Genomic DNA, 19,419 nt, shown 5'->3' with positions numbered 1-19,419 from the left:
GCCTCTTTACCGGGCCGGGTCTGGTGCGACCCCGGCATTACCGACAGGATATGGATGAGGATTGCCGGCAGGCAACGATTGCTGGTTGACCCGGTTTGACCCGGTGGCATACGCCGGCTTTGACAAGAAATAATGAAGAAGGTCCCGAATGCCGGAAGGCTACTGACTCAGCACTTTGATGACACGGCTGGCGGTCTTTTTAAACCGTTTCAGCTCCTGCCGGGTATATTGTATAAAACCGTTTTCTGCCAGCGGTCCCATTACCCGTTCCATTTCCGCTTCATTTTCATACACCATCTTCCGGAAGGGGTTTGTGTAATCCTTTTTCCGGCTGTTGATGATCTGCTCGCTGATCCATTCCTGGTTTCTGACGGCTTCCTGTAGCATTTCTTTACAAAGAGCGGCATCCGGCATACCGGAGATGCCGGCGATCTCCCGCAGCGAGGCCAGGGCATGCTGCAGTTTTTCGCGGGGATACTGCCGGCCCAGTTTGATATAGGCGTTATGCAGCTCTGTCCAGCCTTTGATCTTTCCGCTTTTGATATCCTGACGGAGCTGGGCTTCCGTATCGGCCGGCATAAGCTGTCCGCCTACATTGGTCCATTGCCTGCGCTTTGCTTTCTGCATGATCTTTTTCAGCTCGGCGAGGCCGGTGATGCTTTGCTGTTCCACCGCATCCATACAGGCGCGTATACCGTATTGAAAAATCATCCTGCGGAAAACGGGATAAGCCCGGGCAAGTTTTAACAATACCGCCGGGCGGCCGGAGTTTTCCACCCCCGTTATGGTTACCGTGAGCTTGTCCAGCCTTTCGGGATGATGCAGCAGTATATCCTTTCCGATACGGCAGACGGCTGCCCTGTGTTCTTCGCTGACGCCGGGGTCTGCGTTCTCCTTCTTCCGGCTTTTCAGCCATGCCCGCCCCGTATGGTATTCCATCAGCTCCAGTCCCTGGAACATTTCCTCCACGGAGTCCGGCGCCAGGTAGTCATATTCGAGCAGCTGTATCTTTCCGGTGCGTTTGTCCCGGTCCGCATATTTCCAGAAATTCCGGGACAGGGCATACATGTTGTAAAGAAACCAGTAGCCGGGGATGATGCGGATCTGGTCGTTGGATTCGTCGTTGATGAGCAGGGAAAAGGGGATGGGGAGGTCCAGTTCCGCAGGGTAGTTGCCCTTGGCGATCAGCGTAAAGGTGGCAAAACGGGAATTGTGTTTCAGGCTTACGCAGAGACCGGGCCAGAACCCCCTGCCCGCAATGATCTCCCCATCTGCTCCCCGGGAATTATGATTAGAGCCGATGGTGGCGCCCGCCGCCATATTGCTTTGTCCCATCAGCAGGGCGGCGCAAAGAAAAGAGTTGTTATGGTGCTGTTCGTGCGCCGGGAAGATCAGGGAGTTGAGCACCTCGCAGCAGGATACGGTAGCGTTGTTGCCCAGGTAGGAGTTGATCAGCCGTGCGCCATACTTCAGGCTGGAATGCGAGGCCATGATAAAACGGACCGCTTTTACGCCGTAAAAAATACGGCAGCCGTAGCCCACGATGCCGTTGACGAGCTCGCATCCTTCTCCGATCTGGGTATTGGCCTCGGCCTTGCTCTTGATCGTCAGGTTCTTGATCTTGTTGGCGCCTTTGATATAGGCGTCCGATCCGATGGCCGTGTCTTTGATGATCTTGCAGTTCTTGATCACCGAGCGGTCGCCTACGGTACCGTAGTACCCCCTTTTTGTATCGAACTGTTTTTCGGTGAACTCGCGGAATTTCTGCATGAGCAGGTCGTCATCGCGATGGCGGGTCCAGAGGTAAGCGTCTCCGGGCAGCATGTCCTCAAAGGGCAGGATGCGCCTCCCCCCGTTTTCATTGCAAAGCTCCAGCCAGATGCGGGTTTTTTCTTCTTCGCCTTCCTTCAGGATGCCGTTTCCGAATTTTGCATAGGGGGTGGTGGCCATCTCGTTGATATTGGCCAGCATGACCTCGTTGCCGATGATGTAATGAGAGAGATAGTTGACGTTGTGTACAACGACGTTATCCCCGAAGTCGCAGGAGGAGATGGTGCTGTTGTATAACCCTACAGCCAGGCGGAGGTTTTTAAATTCCAGGTAATAAGGTTCCAGCTTGCCGATGCGCACCAGGCCGTGAAACTGGCAGTGGCTGACCAGGTCTGCATCGAAGGCATCGGCCACCAGCACCTTGTTCCAGTCGTCCGAAGTATTGTAGTTGCGGACCAGCGTTTCGATCTCGTGGGCGGAAAGCTGGCGGTACTGCCGGGTTCCGTTCTGCCGGTTGCGGATATAATATTCGTCTTTCCCCTTTGGAAGGGCCTGCTTGTCGATAAAGTCGTAACCTAATTTATTTAACGGATTCTTGACGATATTATTCATCGGGGGGATTTATAGGATCGTTAGCGGATTCTAAGTAGAACAGGAAAAGCTTCCTCCTGGCTGCGGGCGCTATATTCCTGTTCGTTTTATCTATTCCACGGTCACTGATTTGGCCAGGTTCCGCGGCTTGTCCACATCGTAACCCTTCAGCACCCCGATGTGATAAGCCAGCAGCTGCAGGGGAATCACGCTGACCAGGGGCGCCGCCAGCTCGTCGGCTTCCGGAACGACGATCACATCGTCGGCCATGCCGGGGATGGTTTCGTCGCCTTCGGTGATCACGGCGATCACCTTTCCGCTGCGGGCTTTTATCTCCTGGATGTTGGATACTATCTTTTCGTAGTAGCTGTCGCGCGTGGCCACGATCACTACCGGCAGCGTTTCATCTACCAGGGCAATAGGGCCATGCTTCATCTCTGCCGCAGGATAGCCTTCTGCATGAATATACGATATTTCTTTCAGCTTCAGCGCGCCTTCCAGGGCCACCGGGAAATTATATCCGCGGCCCAGGTAGAGGAAGTCCCGTGCGTCCTTGTATTTCTCGGCCATGCTGCGAACCTGGTCATTCAGCTGCAGGGCCAGCGCTACTTTTTCGGGAATATCTTCCAGCTCGGTGAGCAGGTGGAGGAAACGTTTCTGGGTAATGCTGCCTTTTTCTTCCGCTATCTTCAGGGCGATGAGGGCCAGTACGGCCAGCTGGGCGGTGAAGGCCTTGGTGCTGGCCACCCCGATCTCCGGTCCGGCATGCGTATAGGCGCCGGCGTGAGAGGCGCGGGCGATGGAAGAACCCACCACATTGCAGACGCCGAAGATAACGGCCCCCTGCGCCTTTGCGCTTTCTATGGCCACCAGCGTATCGGCAGTTTCGCCGGACTGTGAAATAGCGATAATGATATCCCCGGGATTGATGACGGGATTACGGTACCGGAATTCCGAAGCATATTCCACTTCCACCGGGATGCGGCAGAGCTCCTCGATCATATATTCCGCTACCAACCCGGCATGCCAGGATGTACCGCAGGCAATAATAATAATGCGCTGTGCATTTTTCAGCTGCTCCGCATACTCGCGTATGCCGCCGAGGGTAAGAGAGCCTTCCGCCGCATCCAGGCGTCCCCGCAGACAGTCGAAGATGGTATGCGGCTGCTCGAAGATCTCTTTCAGCATGAAATGATCATATCCCCCTTTCTCGATGGCGGCCAGCTCGATATCCAGCTTCTGGATATAGGGGGTTTGTATTTCGTTGGCGATGTTTTTCAGGATCAGCTCATCTGCTTTGATAATAGCGATCTCATAATCGTTTACATATACCACCTCTTTGGTGTACTCTACAATGGGCGAGGCGTCGGAGGCCAGGAAATGTTCTCCTTTGCCAATACCGATTACCAGGGGGCTTCCTTTCCGGGCGGCAATGAGGGTGTCCGGGTTGTCTTTGTCGAGTATCACGATCACATAGGCCCCCACAATGCGTTTAAGAGCGATCCTTACCGCTTCTTCCGTCGGGCAGTTGTTGTTTTTGCGGATCTCTTCGATAAAATGAATCAGCACTTCGGTGTCGGTATCGCTCTTGAACACATGGCCTTTGTTGCTCAGCTCCTGTTTGATCTGCGCATAGTTTTCGATGATGCCGTTGTGTACGATGGCCAGCCTTCCGTCGCCCGAGCTGTGGGGGTGGGCATTGCGGTCGCTCGGTACTCCGTGGGTAGCCCAGCGGGTATGGCCTATGCCGATATGCGCATGCATGTCCTTGCCGGTGAGATACTCTTCCAGCTCCGCAACCTTTCCTTTTTTCTTGTAGATATGCAGTCCTTTGTTGAGCAGGGCCACTCCGGCGCTGTCGTAGCCCCGGTATTCCAGTCGTTTCAATCCTTTCAGAATGACGGGGTAGGCTTCCCGTTGTCCGATATAGGCGACAATGCCACACATAAGCGTATTCGGTTTAGTTGGTGATTAAGATGAGGCAGGTTCAGGAGCAGCTGCATCCTGTGCAGGGCTTCCTGTTCCGGCGATTCGTCTGCAAATATCAAAAAAAATGCCCAAACCATCCGGGAACCGGCAGAGTTTACAAAATAGTCATAACCGTTAGCGGTGAGCCGGGGACAGGAGGTCGCCTTACGTCTTATATCGTTTTGTTATTGTCGGGCTTTCAGTTATTCTTTCCGCCCCTGGTAGTACAGCACCCGGATTTTTTCCAGGGTGACCAGGCCGCCGCAGCCCGCCTCATCCATCAGGCGATGGACGGTAGCTACGAAATCTTGTATTTTTTCTTCCCGGTCGACGATTTCTACGATAATGGGAAGGTCTTGCGAAATATCGATCAGCTTGGCGGTATGTACCCGGGTGCTGGCGCCGTAGGACATGATGCCCCGCAGGACAGTAGCGCCGGCCATGCCCGCCTTCTTGGCCTCAAAAAGGAGCGCTTCATACAGGGGGCTGTGGCTGCTCTTGTCCGATTCGCCGATGAAGATGCGCAGGAGGGTGGACGTTCCGTCGGGTTGCATTTCCATATCAGTATGATTTTACGAGGACGATGCCGCCATATACCGCCAGGAATCCTATGAGGATGCTGACGGCGGTGTAGAGAAAGGTATACAGTATTTCCCCGTCGCCGAGCAGGGCAACATTCTCATAGGCAAAGGAAGAGAAGGTGGAATAGCCTCCGCAGATGCCGGTGGCCAGGAACAGCCGCCATTCGGGAGACAGCAGATTGCCTTTTTCGGACAGACCGTATACCAGCCCGATCAGGAAGCAGGCGGTGATGTTCACCAGCAGGGTGCCGAAGGGAAAGGAGGAAGGGAAGCGCCGGAATACCAGCTGCTGCACAAGATATCGGCCGATGCTGCCGAGGAAACCGCCGGTGCCTATGAGTAAGAATGTTTTGATCATCAGAATTGCAGTTATCTGTTTCAGACTATGGTTACTTCTATGCCGGCGTCTTCCATGGATTTGATCATATGGGGGGACACGGCGTTGTCGGTGATCACCTGGTCTATGTCCTGCAGCTCGCATATCTTACCAAAACCCCGTCGTCCGAACTTGGAGGCGTCGGCGAGGACAACGGTTTTCTGACAGGCGGCCATCATCTGCTGGTTCAGGTGGGCTTCCATGGCGCTGGTGGTGGTGATCCCGAATTCGAGATCGATACCGTCCGCCCCCAGAAAAAGCTTGCTGCAGAAAAAATCGGTCAGCATCTTTTCCGCATAGGGACCGGCCACCGAGGAAGAGCTTTTCCGGAGAATACCGCCCAGCTGGAGGACTTCGATTTCCGGATGGTGGTTGAGCTCATTGGCCACGTTGAGCGAAGCGGTGATAACGGTAAGGCGGCCCTGGGGTTGGATGTATTTGGCCATGGCCTGCACGGTGGTGCCGGAAGCAATAATAATGGAATCATCGGCCGTTACCAGGGGAGCGGCGGCGGCTCCGATACGGCTTTTTTCCGAGGAGCGGATCTTTTCCTTCTCGTTGACGGGCCGGTCGGTGGTATAAGGGTTGTGCAGGGCGGCTCCGCCATGTGAGCGGAACAGCAAACCCTTGTCCTCCAGTAATTTCAGATCCTTTCGTATCGTTACTGCGGAGACATCGAGCTCCCGGCAAAGGTCGAGCACCTTTACAAATCCTTCCTGGTTCAGCTTGCTCAGAATAGTCTGGTGACGTTCGGCGATATTGATCATAAACGGCGGATATGCGCTTGTCTGTGCCGGAACCGGCACGGAGGATAATAATAAGAAGATTTTCCCAATAATCCGAAGATAATATAAGGCGTGAGGACCGAAGTGCTCCCATTCCCCTCCGGGAGGTGCTTTCCCTAAGTTTGTTTTTGTGTCTGTTAGGCCTTCATCATCAGATAGTTCGAAGAAAAGTGAAAAAAAAGTTAAAAAGAATTTGCTTTTTCGATCTGATGAAATTACTTTTACTTTCGTTATATTTCACATTTGCGAAGTTTTCCTTTGTAAAAGAAATATTTTGGTATATACCAAAATATTGCGGTAAAACCGGGAATTCGGGTGTTCCGCATTTTGTAAGATCTTCTAAAAAAGAAAAATGTATGAAGAGAAAATCTATGCTACACAGGTGGAAAGCAGGTGGCAGATACCTGGTAGGGTGCCTGCTGCTTTGCTGTCTTTTTCTGGAAACCCACGCGCAGGAGCAGCAGCTGAAAGGAAGGGTAGTTGCCGTAAAGGACAAGACCCCCCTGGCAGGGGTGACGGTCCATGTCAAGGGGACCCAGAACGGAACGGTCACGGATGTCAATGGTAATTTCAGCCTCAGCGCCGCGCCGGATGCCGTGCTGGAAGCTTCCTATGTCGGCTATCTTAATAAGGAAGTGCCGGTAAATAGTCAGACCGACATCACCATTTCCCTGGCGGAAAATATCCGCGAGCTGAACGACGTGGTGGTTGTCGGCTACGGTACCCAGAAAAAAGTGAACCTGACGGGGGCTATCTCTACCCTGGATATGTCGGAGAAGGCTGGCGAGCCTACCACCAACGCCAGTAACGCCCTGGCCGGTATGCCGGGCATGTTCCTGAAGCTGGGGCAGAACCAGCCGGGGCTGGACCGTTCCCAGATCCGGATCCGGGGTATGGGCACCCTTAGCGGCAACGACCCCCTGATCCTCGTCGACGGAATCGAATACAGCATCGATGAGCTGAACCCGGACGATATCGAAAGCGTCACCGTGCTGAAGGATGCCTCCGCCGCGATTTACGGTTCCCGTGCCGCCAACGGGGTTATCCTGATCACTACCAAGTCCGGCGCCGGGAAGTCGCATGTGAATTACAACTATTATTATGGGGTGCAGTCGCCTACCATCATGCCCGATGTGATCTGGGATCCCATCGCCTATATGAAGCTGAAAAACCAGGCGGTGCTGAATGGAGGTACAGAGATACCGAATTACTCCGATGAGGAAATTGCCGAATACGAAGCGGGTATGAAGACCGACCCCTTTACCTATCCGGCCAATGACTGGTTCGATATTGCCCTGAAAAAAGGTCGTATCCAGAAGCATAACCTCAGCTTCTCGGGCAGCTCGGATAACTACCAGTACCGGCTTTCGCTGGGCTTTCTGAACCGGCAGGGGATCATCATCGGGCCCAACGATAAGGAGCAGAAATATTCTCTGGGGCTGAACACCTCCCTGAATGTGAGCAAGCGGCTGAAGGTGGGGCTTACCTTTAACGGCTATTACCGGTATTATAATGAGCCCTACTACAGCGGTGATGGAGGAGATTTCTTCAAGGACCTGATGCGCGCGCTGCCCATCTTTACCGATACGCTCAAAGACGGCCGTTACGGGGACTCCTGGCTGTCCACCCCGGGTCGCAATAACATTGAGAACCCCAGGATGATCGCCGAAACAGGCTATTTTCATAAAGTGGTACAGCGTTTCCTGGCCACTACTTTTGCCGAGTACAAGCTGCCCTGGGATATTACGTATAATATCCGTTTCGGGGTAGACAAATATGACGGTCTGCAGGAAAAATTCACCCCCCAGGTGAAGCATTATAATCCCAAGACCGGGAAAGCTACCAACTGGAACAGCCCCGCCACCGCGCCCCGGTCCACCAATACGGATTATAATGACATGAATATCCATTTCTATAACACGCTGGACTGGCACCGGCAGTTTGCCCGGAAGCACAATCTGGCCGTGATGCTCGGGGCCAGCTATGACTATTTTGATCACGGGCAGTTTGCCGCCGAAATGATCGGATACCTGGATGCGACGCTGACAGCCCTCGATGCAGGCTCTGTCAGGAATGCCATTTCAGGATACACTAATGAAGATGTACTGGAATCCTATTTCGGCCGGGTAAACTACGACTACGATGGCAAATACCTGTTCGAGGCCACCTTCCGGTATGACGGGTCTTCCCGTTTCGCACCGGGCCGCCGCTGGGGCTTTTTCCCATCTGCCTCCGCCGGCTGGCGCATCGATAAGGAAAGCTTTTTCCAGTCCTCCCTCATCGATCTGCTGAAGCTGCGGGCTTCCATAGGACAGCTGGGGAACCAGGCGGTTGACCTGTATAGCTACGAAAACAGCATTACACTGAATCACGACTATAGCTTCGGCGGGGTATTGGCCCCGGGTGCCGCTGCTACAGCCTATTCGGATCCTCTTACCAGCTGGGAGACTACCACGGATTACGACCTGGGTCTGGATGTCGATCTCTGGAAGAACCGGATCAATATCACGGCTGATGTCTATAAGAAGAGGACCAAAGATATCCTCCGCACCGTAGATCTGCCTTCCCAGGTAGGATTGACCGGTCCGAAAGAGAATGTAGGGACGGTGGACAATACCGGCTATGAGCTGGCGGTGCAGTATCGTAATACGATAGGGGCATTCCACTACGGCGTGCAGGGTAATATCTCCTATAACAAGAACAAGGTGATCGACCTGGGTGGACAGATACTGTATGATGAACAGACCAACCTGTCCACCATCACCCTGGCCGGTCATCCCATTGATGCCCATTACCTGCTGGTATCTGAAGGCATCTTCCAGACCCAGGAAGAGGTAGATGCACACGCTTACCAAAGTGAGGCTACCCGTCCCGGTTACCTGAAATATAAGGATGTAAACGGGGATAATATCATCAACGGGGACGACCGGGTGATCATCGACGAATCTTCTGCTATTCCCAAGTATACTTACGGTTTTGGGTTGAATGTAGGCTATAAGGGCATCTCCCTAAAAGCCTTTTTCCAGGGTATTGCCGGCATCAAGGTATATCCGGTCGGCAACATTGCCTATCCCTTTAATAACGGTGCCGGGGCTACGAAGCAATGGCTGACGGATGCTTGGACCCCGGATAATCCGGATGCCCGACTTCCGATCGTCACGGAAAGCACCGGCGGAAAGGACAATTTCCTGCAGTCTGATTTCTGGCTGCAGAGCGGAGCGTACCTTCGTCTGAAAAGCCTCCAGCTGGCCTATGCACTGCCCCAGAAATGGCTGTCCAAGGTGAAGATCGCACAGCTCAGCGTGTTCCTGAATGCCGAGAACTTCCTGACCTTTACAAAGTATAAGGATTTCGACCCCGAAACGATCAGCAACTACAGCTCGCTATATCACTATCCCAACCTGAAGACCTTCAGCGGCGGTGTAAATGTAAGTTTCTAAACAACAGTATATGAGCGGATCTCATTACAGCATATCAAAACGAACAGTTATGAAACGGATACTTGTTCTGCTCCTTGCCGGTTCCGGCATAGTGGCGAGCAGCTGCAATACCAACTTATTAGATACTTCTCCGGACAATAAATATGTGGAGAGTAATTTCTGGAAATCAGAAGCTGCAGCCAATGCGGCGCTTTCCGGATGTTATTCTGTCCTCAGTTATTCAGGGCTTTTTGGAGGAGATGCCACCCCACTCCTGGAAGATGCGGCCTCTCCCAATGCTTACAGCTATGGTAATACCAGTGGCTTTAATTCTATTGCCAATGGTCAGCTTGCCGCCAGTGACAACGGAATTATACCTACCCGCTGGAATCACTGCTACCAGGGCATCGGCCGTTGCAATACTTTTTTGGTAAAGGTGAATGAGGTGCCGGATATGGATTCCGCCCTTATGAGCCGTATGAAGGGAGAAGCGCGGTTTTTGCGTGCCCTCTATTATTTTGAGCTGGAGACCTACTGGGGTGATGTACCGTTGATCCTTGGCCCTCCCGATCCTCCGGCCCAGAAGAATCTGCCCCGGACGCCCAGGGAGGAGATAATAGCCCAGGTGATCAAAGATCTCGACAGTGCAGCCCTGCTATTACCGCTCAAATACGGAGCCGGGGATTTGGGACGCGCTACCAAAGGCGCTGCTCTGGCATTGAAGTCGCGTGTGTTGTTGTATGAAGCCAGTCCGCTGTTCAACGACAAAAACGACGCAAGTCGTTGGAAAAAGGCGGCGGATGCTGCCAAAGCGGTGATCGATCTGGCCCCGGAGGCCGGTTATGGCTTGTTTGATAACTACCGGGCGCTTTTCCTTCCCGACAATGAAAACAACAAGGAAGTGATCTTTGATGTGCAATTTATCTTCCCGGATGAGGGCAATTCGTTTGACCTGATCAACAGCCAGTATAATTCCAATGCGCCCTTGCTGGACCTTGCCGAAGCCTATGAAATGAAAAGCGGGAAACCCATCACCGACCCCACTTCCGGTTATAATCCGGATTCGCCCTACATAGGACGGGATCCCCGCCTTGAGGCTACGATCGTGTACCCGGGAGCTCCGTTCAAAGGAGAAGAAGCCACGCCGAAGTACTACAAACAAACGGGCTTTGCCATGAAGAAGTACTGTATCTATGATTCAGCTGCGCCCCCGAAAGATCTGGCTGATCTGAAAGCCGGCCAGTCTTTTACCAACTTCATCGTACTGCGTTATGCCGATATCCTCCTGGCTTATGCAGAGGCATTGAACGAATCGGATCCCGGGAATCCCGCTATCCTCTCCTCCCTGAACCAAATACGGGAGCGTGTACATATGCCTGCTATTGCATCCGGGCAAAGTCAGTCCCAGATGCGGGAGGCCATCCGGCACGAACGCCGGGTAGAGACGGCAGGGGAAGCCCTTTATTACAATGATGTGCGGCGTTGGAAAATTGCCGAGACTGTGTTGAATGCTCCGATCTACAATTATGATCATAAGGAGATCCAGAAACGGAAATTTAACAAGGCCAGGGACTACTGGTGGCCCATCCCGCAGGGTGAGCTGGACCTGAATCCCAAGCTGGAACAGAATCCTGGGTATTGAGGTTTGAGCTCTGAAGTTTAAAGTCTAAGGTTCAATGCCGAATAAATAAATGTTAACACTTCGATCTTGAACAGCGGACTTCCTATATTTGGGCCGGGGTTCCGAAAGGACACCGGCCCTTCTTGTATTGAACCGATATTGTGCACATGCAAAAAAAATTTACATCTTTCCATTACCTGCTGACGGGCATTTTGCTGCTGGCCGCCGCCTGCGGTAGGGGTACCGGTCATTCCGCAGGAGATGCCGGACCCTCCGGGGATACTGCTTCATTGGGGGACTGTACAAAATGTATCGTCATCGCCGAACAGCGCAGCCACGGCATCGACATTGTGAATACGGAGACCGGCAGTATTGTCTGGAGCTGGCATGCCAGCCTGGACCCTGCAATACGTCCGGAAGACACCGGCTGGTTTTCAACCCCCGATGATGCCAAGCCGGTGTACGGCAACAGATATATCCTGCTCAACGCGTCCGGCGGAGGTGTGGCCCTGGTCCGTGTTGCAGATAAGCGGGCCGTGTTTTACGCCCATGCCGGTAAGAATCCGCACTCCTCGGAGCTGCTGCCGGATGGCAATATTGTGACGGCGTCCAGCACAGACAACCGGCTGGTGCTGTTTCATGTGGATACCCTCTCATCCCCCGGGAAAATCTACCGCAAAGTCATTCCCCTGCCGTTTGCGCACAATGTGGTATGGGATAAAAAAAGACAGCTGCTGTGGTCGGCCGCCCGGAATAAGCTCTATGCTTTCCGGTACAACGGAAACTGTAAAAGACCGGACCTGACCTGCGCAGATTCGCTTATGCTGCCGGATACGGACGCGCACGACCTGTTTCCCGTTTACGGAAAAGATTTGCTCTGGCTGACCACCCTGAAGGATACCTACCGGGTGGATCCCGCCGGCCGGTCTGTTACGCCTGTAGCCGGGAAGTATACCCGCAATATCAAAAGCGTCAGCTCCGGTCCGGAAGGTTTTCCCGTGATCATCATCCTGCCCAAAGAAAAGTGGTGGACCGACGAGGTGCTGGACCGTGAGGGGAATACGGTATTCAGCGAGGCTGGCCTGAAGATTTATAAAGCTCGCTGGTTCCTGCAGAATACCTTCAGCTACGGGGACAATACAGACCTAAAAATATGCGTACCCTGAGACAGGCGAAATTATTCGATAAGTTTGCCACACAAATATCCGGATCCGGCTAAAATTAATTTTGGAACTTGATACGTTACGAGTTACATTTGTAATATGATTGGGAGCATCCGGCACAAAGGATTAAAGCGATTTTATGAAAAAGGAGATGTTTCCAAGCTAAATGCAAGCCACGTTAGTAAAATCCGGTTGATACTGACTCGTTTGGATGCAGCTGCAACTCCAGAGGAACTGAACGTACCAGGATATGGATTCCATCAGCTCAAAGGCGATTTGAAAAACTTTTGGGCGGTAAAGGTGGATAAGAATTTTAGAATCATATTTCGATTCGAAGGTGAAAATGCACAAGACGTAGATTATATAGATTACCACTAAAAGGAGGATAAAGATATGACCATGTATAATCCTGCGCATCCCGGTGAATTGATTCGGGAGACGATTGAGGGAATACGCGAAGAGACCAGCGAGAAGCTTTCTATTGAGGAAGTGGCTAAGGGATTGGGAACCACACGCAAGACGCTATCTGCCATCATCAACGGCAGGCAGGGGGTGACACCGGAAATGGCTATAAAACTGGCAACCGGTTTGGGAGCTACTCCAGAATTTTGGCTGCGGACACAGGAATATTATGATCTATTCCAGGCCCGAAAGAAAGTGGATACCGGAAGTATTCGGGTGTTTTGGAGAAATGCGGTTGCAGCTTTGTAGGCCATGCAACTTGTGCTACCTCTCCGGTTTCTATTTTTCAAAAATGGAGAGGGTATTTCTTTTTCGGCTGACTTCAAATTTCCTCGAAAATTTTTTCTTTCATTTGTATCTTGGGTGGGATATTCTTTTCTTAAACATTCAAGATTTATCGCCTCATGATACAAGATCGCAGGAGTTTTATTAAAAAGACGGCAATCGGAAGCACGATGGCTGTTAGCATTCCCGGCATCGTTTCGGCTGCGCTCAGCAAGCAGAAGGGGAAAAAAATAACCCTGTCCGACAATGATGTAGTGCTTTTCCAGGGGGATTCCATTACCGATATGGGCAGAAACCGCAATGCGAAGGATGCCAACAGCAACAGCGGGCTCGGACCCGGCTATCCCCTCATCGCAGGATCGGAGCTCTTGTACAAATACCCCGGGAAGCATCTGCAGATATACAACCGCGGTATAAGCGGTAACAAGGTGTTCCAGCTGGCCGACCGCTGGGAGGAGGATTGCCTCGCGCTGAAGCCTACCGTGCTGAGCATCCTGGTCGGGGTGAACGATTACTGGCATACCCTCACCGGCGGATATAAAGGAACGCTGCAAACCTACCGCGACGATTACCGCGCCCTCCTGGAGCGTACCCGCAAGCAATTTCCCGATATAAAGCTGATCATCGGGGAGCCCTACGCCGTCCGTGGAGTAAAAGCCGTGGATGACAGCTGGTTCCCCACCTTTACCGGCTATCAGCAGGCTGCCCGCGAGATAGCCGATTCCTTTGGCGCCGCCTTTATTCCTTATCAGCATATTTATGACCAGGCCCAGAAGTCCGCTCCCGCCAGCTACTGGACGCCGGACGGGGTGCATCCCGGCGCCGCCGGCGACGCGCTGATGGCGCATGCCTGGCTGGAAACCATAAAAGGATAAAACAAGCCGGCCTGCCCGGCAAAGTCTGTCCTGTTTTGTACCTTTGCAGCCTTAAAAAAAGCAAGGCAGGATATGATCAGTGTAAAAAACGTTACGCTTTCCTTCGGCAAACGGGTATTGTTCGAAGAGGTCAACCTTAACTTCACCAAAGGCAACTGCTACGGAGTGGTGGGGGCCAACGGCGCCGGCAAGTCTACATTTCTGAAGATACTCAGCGGCGTGGTGGAGCCCAACAAGGGTACCGTGGAGATCACCCCCGGCGAGCGGATGAGCGTGCTGAAGCAGGATCAGTTTGAATTTGATGAAATGCCTGTGCTGCAGACCGTGCTGATGGGCAACCAGCCCATGTGGAAGGTTATGCAGGAGCGGGACGCCATCTATGCCAAGCCCGATTTCTCCGAGGCCGACGGTATGCGGGCAGGGGAGCTGGAAGCGGCCTTTGGCGAAATGGGGGGATATACGGCCGAGAATGATGCGGCTGCCCTGCTGGGAAACCTCGGCGTGGAGGAAGGCCTGCACAACATCCTGATGAAAGAGCTGAGCGGCAACCTGAAGGTGCGGGTGCTGCTGGCACAGGCGCTCTTTGGTAATCCCGATATCCTGCTGCTCGACGAGCCGACGAACAATCTGGACGTAAGCACCATCGGCTGGCTGGAAAACTTCTTGGCGGATTATGAGAACATCGTGATCGTGGTGTCGCACGACCGCCATTTCCTGGACCAGGTCTGCACCCACATCGCCGATGTGGACCGCTCCCGGATCCGCATCTTCACCGGCAACTACACCTTCTGGTATGAGTCTTCCCAGCTGATGGCCCGGCAGCTGGCCGACCGCAATAAGAAGGTAGAGGAGAAGCGCGCCGCCCTGCAGGAGTTTATTGCCCGCTTCAGCGCCAATGCCTCCAAGAGCCGGCAGGCTACCTCCCGGAAAAAAGCGCTGGAGAAGCTCAACATCGAAGAGATCACCCCTTCTTACCGTAAATACCCCGGTATTATCTTCAAACAGCAGCGCGAGGTGGGCAATGCCATCCTCAACGTGGAGAAGCTGGAAAAATACCAGGACGAACATCCTCTTTTCAAAGACGTCAGCTTTTCGGTCAGCAAGGGGGACAAGATCGCCTTTATCAGCCGTAACCACCTTGCCCTGACCAGCTTTTTTGAGATCATCAACGGCCGGCAGGAGCCCGGCGGCGGCAAATACGAATGGGGAGGCACCGTTACCCGGGCCTACCTGCCCAATGACAATGCGCCTTACTTTACCGACGAAAGCCTCGACCTGATGGAATGGCTCCGACAGTATGTGCCTCCGCATGTGACAGACGTGGATGAGCCCTTTCTCCGCGGTTTCCTGGGCAAAATGCTGTTCAGCGGCGATGAGGTCCATAAAAGAACCGGCGTACTGAGCGGCGGGGAAAAGGTACGTTGCATGATCAGCCGGATGATGCTCCAGGACCCCAACGTGGTGATCCTTGATGAGCCCACCAACCATCTCGACCTGGAAAGCATACAGAGCTTTAACGATGCCATGATCGGGTTTAAGGGCATTGTGCTGCTCACCTCGCATGACCATACTTTTTTGCAGACTGTGGTAAACCGGGTGATAGAGCTGACCCCCGGCGGCATCATCGACCGCCTGTGCACCTTTGATGAATACCTGGCGGACGAGCGGGTAAAGGCGTTGCAGGAAGAGCTCTACCGGTAGCGCTCCTCAACCATTCCCGGGCAAAATTGTTATAAATGTAGCCGTGAGAATTTATGCATTTCTGATAGGAGCTCTTCTGCTTGGAGGGGTATGCCCGGTAGCCGCCCAGACGGTGCTGAGCGGCAGGGTGCTGGAGAAGGGCAGCGATCGCGTCCTCTATCCCGCCACCGTCTTTAATAAAACAGCGGGTACGCTGGGGATGACGGATCAGGGCGGCAATTATCATATCGTGGCACGGAAGGGCGACGAGGTATTTTTCTCCTACCTGGGTTATAAAACGGACAGCCTTACGATAAAAGGAACGGAAAGCGCTCCGACAGATATCTATCTGGAGGTCAGCAGCCAGGAGCTCCCCGAAGTGGAAATCGGCGGACTTACCGATTACCAGCGCGATTCGCTGCAGCGGCGCCAGCTTTTTCACGAATACCTGGATAAGCCGCCGGTGAAGCTGGTGGATAACGAACGGTCGCCCAAGAACAATGATGCCGGCTTCGGACTGGTGCTGCACCCCTTCACCCGGGCGGCGGAAAAAAAGAAGCGCCGTTTTCTGGAGCAATATGCAGTGTTTGAACAAAATGCGTTTATTGACAGCCGTTATACCGCCGATCTGGTCACCCGCCTCACCGGTCTCAGCGGAGACGCCTTGCATGCCTTTATGCAGGCCCGGAGACCTCCCTACGGGTTCGCCCGTATATCCTCCGATCTGGAATTTCAATCCTGGATAAAGCAGCAGTACGAAGATTATATCCGGAAAACCCGCTGACCCATCCTGTACCGTATCTTATCCTGCCGGGCCGGCGCAGTGCGGCAGCCCGGAGTATACGGGTGAAAATAAAATGTATAATTGATAATTTTCAATCAACATACGCCGCCCGGTTTTTTAAAATTTACCCAGGAAAACCGGTCTGCTTTTAAAATAAGCACAGGCATTAAATGAGCAGGGATACTTACGAAACGGATGCGCTAATATTTATGGCAGGGGAGCGCGCTGATGTGCGGGGTTTATATGGCTCATAGTTGATTTATGATAGGTCTCGATGCAGCTTTGCAGTCATCCGACCGTAAAAAAAACAAGATTAACGGATGAAAAGGGTATTACAGATACATCCGCGGGACAACGTACGGGTGGCCCTGGCCGATCTGAGGGCAGGGACGGAATTTGCGCTGGACGGCCAAAGCGTCCGCCTGGCGGCGGATATTCCGCAAAAGCACAAGTTTACCGTCCGGGCTCTTGCCCCGGGAGAGGATGTATATATGTACGGCGTATTGGTCGGGAAAACGGTGGAGGCCATCTCTGCCGGCGGGTTACTGACGGTGCACAACGTGCAGCATGCTGCACAGCATTACGGACGCCGGACCAAAACTTACCACTGGCAGCCTCCCGATATCAGCCGCTGGAAGGACCGCACCTTTATGGGATATCACCGCAGCGACGGGCAGGTAGGGACGCAGAACTACTGGCTGGTGATCCCTCTCGTCTTTTGTGAGAACAGGAACATACAGATCATCCGGGATGCCTTCCTGAAAGAGCTGGGATATGCCCAGCCGGATATCTACCGGATGCAGGTACGTGAAATGGCTGCCGCCTGGCAGGATGCCCATGATCCGGAGGCGATCCGGAAGATGACCTTTGCCGATAACCGGGCATCGTACGGCCGTAACCGTTTGTTCCCGGGCGTGGATGGCATTAAATTTCTCGTTCATGAAGGCGGATGCGGCGGTACCCGGGAAGATGCCAACAATCTCTGCGGTCTGCTGGCAGGCTATTCCGTACACCCCAATGTGGCCGGCATCACGGTGCTGAGCCTGGGATGCCAGCATGCCCAGTTCGATATCCTGAAAGCGCAGATCGCCAAGAGGAGCCCGCATTTTGACAAGCCGCTTTTGTTTTTTGAGCAGCAGGCGTGGGGAAGCGAGTTTGCCATGATCAGCGAAGCGATACGGCAGACTTTTCTCGGCCTTGCCGTGATAAACGAGCAGCAGCGTAAGCCTGCGCCGCTCAGCAAGCTTACGGTGGGGGTAAAATGCGGCGGCTCGGACGGCTTTAGCGGCATCTCGGCCAACCCTGCTGTCGGCCATTGCGCCGACCTGCTGGTGGCCCTGGGAGCCCGGGTGGTGATGGCCGAGTTTCCCGAGCTCTGCGGCGTAGAGCAGGAGCTGATCGACCGTTGTGTAAACGACGATATCGCCGCACGTTTTTCCCGGCTGATGACGGCTTATGCGCACCGTGCGGAAGCGGTTGGGTCGGGGTTTGATAAAAATCCTTCGCCGGGAAATATCCGGGACGGGCTGATTACCGACGCCATTAAATCGGCCGGGGCAGCGCGAAAAGGGGGTACTTCCCCGGTAACGGATGTGCTGGATTACCCCGAATATGCCGTCAGGCCGGGGCTGAATCTGCTCTGCACGCCAGGCAACGATGTGGAAGCCACAACCGGTATGGGAGGGGCAGGCTGTACCCTGCAATTGTTTACCACAGGTCTCGGAACACCCACCGGCAATCCCGTATCGCCCATGGTGAAGATCGCCACCAACCATGCCCTCGCCCGGCGGATGCCGGATATCATCGACATCGATACGGGAGGTATTATCTCCGGTGAACAAACAGTGGAAGAAGCAGGCATCGCCATCCTCGAATACCTGATCGGGGTAGCGGGAGGGGAGCATATTACCCGCGCCATGGCCCTGGGGCAGGATGATTTTATCCCCTGGAAAAGAGGCGTATCCCTGTAAGCGTTAGTTATAGACCTTTACCAGAAACATGTAATCTTCCAGCTTCTTGATCTGGTCCACCCGGCTGAGGCGGAGAGAATTGGTGCTCCTGTGCAGGATGCTGCATTTGCGGTTCATCGCCGGGATGCTGTCGATCAGGCTTTTCAGGTAATGCGATTTGATGGCGAAAGCGATATCGTTGGCCGAGGTCTGCTTGCCGCTGACGATTCCCAGGATATTGCCGCGATCATCTATGAGGGGTCCCCCGCTGTTGCCGGGGTTTACGGTGAGGGCGATCTGATAGGCGCAGGTATCTCCCTCGAAGCCGGTTTCCGCACTGATATAGCCTTTACCGTAAACCATATCGTCTTTCGGGAAGCCCAGCGTAAAGACGTCTTCGCCGATATCTGCGCTGCGGGCGGCCAGGGTATAAGGGAGGGCGGGAAGCATAAACGCGGAATCTTCCACCTTCAGCACCGCCAGGTCGCTTACCGGATCCTGGTAGACGATGTTGGCCTTATAGGCTTCCCCTTTATTATTCTGCACATACACGGAATCGGCATTGCGGATCACATGGCGGTTGGTGGTAATATAGCCGTCGGAGGATATGGCAAAGCCGGTGCCGCCGAAGGAACCGGGATCGGCGGGCGGGCGGGTATGGGAAGAATTGAAGTCCTTCATCAGGGCGGTCTGGGACTTTTTGATATTGTCGATCTCACGGCGCAGGATCATATAGGTGCTGCCGGAATCGTTGCTGAAGCCGCCGGTGATCCAAAGCGCGGCGGTGGCTACCAGCACTGCCACCGCTGCGGCAATACCGGTCATGCGCCATGCCTGGCGTGAAAGCTGGAAGATGTTGTTTTTCCCTTTTTCGGAGCGCATGCCGGAGTGGGCGGTGATTTTTTCCTCTGCTGCATGCAGCTTCTGTATAAAAGCCTTCCGGTCTGCATGGTCCTGCAGCATACTGCGGAAAGCAGCCTGTTCATGGAATTCCTTTTCCACGTCGCCATTGTCACGGCGCAGGGCTTCGAAGGCCCGTTCTTCCGCTTCGTTCATCTGACCGTTCAGATAGCGGTCTATTTTATGCAGCAAATGAGTTAGGTCGTTCAT

General features: G+C 53.6%; 15 protein-coding genes. 9 read left to right on the top strand and 6 right to left on the bottom strand.

Translation table 11 applies throughout. From position 1 onward, the window contains the following. Positions 1–159: 159 nt before the first annotated feature. From ABD851_RS08860 to ABD851_RS08840, 5 genes are all read right to left on the bottom strand, one after another. Positions 160–2,382, bottom strand: a complete 2,223-nt coding sequence (locus ABD851_RS08860; RefSeq protein WP_344978354.1) for a DUF4954 family protein — start codon at positions 2,380–2,382, stop codon at positions 160–162. Between the two features lie 90 nt (positions 2,383–2,472). After that, the gene (gene glmS / locus ABD851_RS08855; protein WP_344978351.1) at positions 2,473–4,308 is read right to left on the bottom strand and encodes a glutamine--fructose-6-phosphate transaminase (isomerizing); all 1,836 of its coding nucleotides are present in this window, start codon (positions 4,306–4,308) and stop codon (positions 2,473–2,475) included. Positions 4,309–4,532: 224 nt separating this feature from the next. Continuing rightward, complete coding sequence (locus ABD851_RS08850; RefSeq protein WP_344978349.1) at positions 4,533–4,889, bottom strand: DUF190 domain-containing protein; 357 nt, start codon at positions 4,887–4,889, stop codon at positions 4,533–4,535. Position 4,890: 1 nt separating this feature from the next. Then, on the bottom strand, positions 4,891–5,268 hold the full coding sequence (gene crcB / locus ABD851_RS08845) for a fluoride efflux transporter CrcB (RefSeq protein ID WP_344978347.1): 378 nt from the start codon (positions 5,266–5,268) through the stop codon (positions 4,891–4,893). 20 nt (positions 5,269–5,288) lie between these two features. Next, positions 5,289–6,053: a DeoR/GlpR family DNA-binding transcription regulator gene (locus ABD851_RS08840; protein ID WP_344978345.1), complete on the bottom strand. Its 765-nt coding sequence runs from the start codon at positions 6,051–6,053 to the stop codon at positions 5,289–5,291. Between the two features lie 374 nt (positions 6,054–6,427). On the opposite strand from ABD851_RS08840, the gene ABD851_RS08835 reads away from it, so the two are divergent. The 9 genes from ABD851_RS08835 (at position 6,428) to ABD851_RS08795 (ending at position 18,330) form a co-directional block, all read left to right on the top strand. Beyond that, positions 6,428–9,511, top strand: coding sequence for a SusC/RagA family TonB-linked outer membrane protein (locus tag ABD851_RS08835; protein WP_344978343.1), 3,084 nt, complete (start codon positions 6,428–6,430; stop codon positions 9,509–9,511). 49 nt (positions 9,512–9,560) lie between these two features. Next, positions 9,561–11,132, top strand: coding sequence for a RagB/SusD family nutrient uptake outer membrane protein (locus ABD851_RS08830; protein ID WP_344978341.1), 1,572 nt, complete (start codon positions 9,561–9,563; stop codon positions 11,130–11,132). A gap of 146 nt (positions 11,133–11,278) precedes the next feature. Further along, complete coding sequence (locus ABD851_RS08825) at positions 11,279–12,277, top strand: DUF6528 family protein (protein ID WP_344978339.1); 999 nt, start codon at positions 11,279–11,281, stop codon at positions 12,275–12,277. 96 nt (positions 12,278–12,373) lie between these two features. After that, complete coding sequence (locus ABD851_RS08820; RefSeq protein WP_344978337.1) at positions 12,374–12,652, top strand: type II toxin-antitoxin system RelE/ParE family toxin; 279 nt, start codon at positions 12,374–12,376, stop codon at positions 12,650–12,652. Between the two features lie 15 nt (positions 12,653–12,667). Then, entirely contained in the window at positions 12,668–12,985 is a 318-nt protein-coding gene (locus ABD851_RS08815; RefSeq protein ID WP_344978335.1) for a HigA family addiction module antitoxin, read from the top strand. A gap of 206 nt (positions 12,986–13,191) precedes the next feature. Then, on the top strand, positions 13,192–13,896 hold the full coding sequence (locus ABD851_RS08810; RefSeq protein ID WP_344978333.1) for an SGNH/GDSL hydrolase family protein: 705 nt from the start codon (positions 13,192–13,194) through the stop codon (positions 13,894–13,896). A gap of 72 nt (positions 13,897–13,968) precedes the next feature. Further along, positions 13,969–15,597, top strand: a complete 1,629-nt coding sequence (locus ABD851_RS08805) for an ABC-F family ATP-binding cassette domain-containing protein (protein WP_344978331.1) — start codon at positions 13,969–13,971, stop codon at positions 15,595–15,597. A 43-nt stretch (positions 15,598–15,640) separates the two neighbouring features. Then, the gene (locus tag ABD851_RS08800; protein WP_344978328.1) at positions 15,641–16,360 is read left to right on the top strand and encodes a carboxypeptidase-like regulatory domain-containing protein; all 720 of its coding nucleotides are present in this window, start codon (positions 15,641–15,643) and stop codon (positions 16,358–16,360) included. Between the two features lie 320 nt (positions 16,361–16,680). Continuing rightward, positions 16,681–18,330, top strand: a complete 1,650-nt coding sequence (locus ABD851_RS08795; protein WP_344978326.1) for a UxaA family hydrolase — start codon at positions 16,681–16,683, stop codon at positions 18,328–18,330. A gap of 3 nt (positions 18,331–18,333) precedes the next feature. On the opposite strand, the gene ABD851_RS08790 is transcribed toward ABD851_RS08795, so the two are convergent. After that, positions 18,334–19,419: a S1C family serine protease gene (locus tag ABD851_RS08790; protein ID WP_344978324.1), complete on the bottom strand. Its 1,086-nt coding sequence runs from the start codon at positions 19,417–19,419 to the stop codon at positions 18,334–18,336.

This window comes from Compostibacter hankyongensis, assembly GCF_039541075.1.
Lineage (GTDB): Bacteria > Bacteroidota > Bacteroidia > Chitinophagales > Chitinophagaceae > Compostibacter > Compostibacter hankyongensis.
This window is presented reverse-complemented; position numbering and strand designations above follow the sequence as displayed.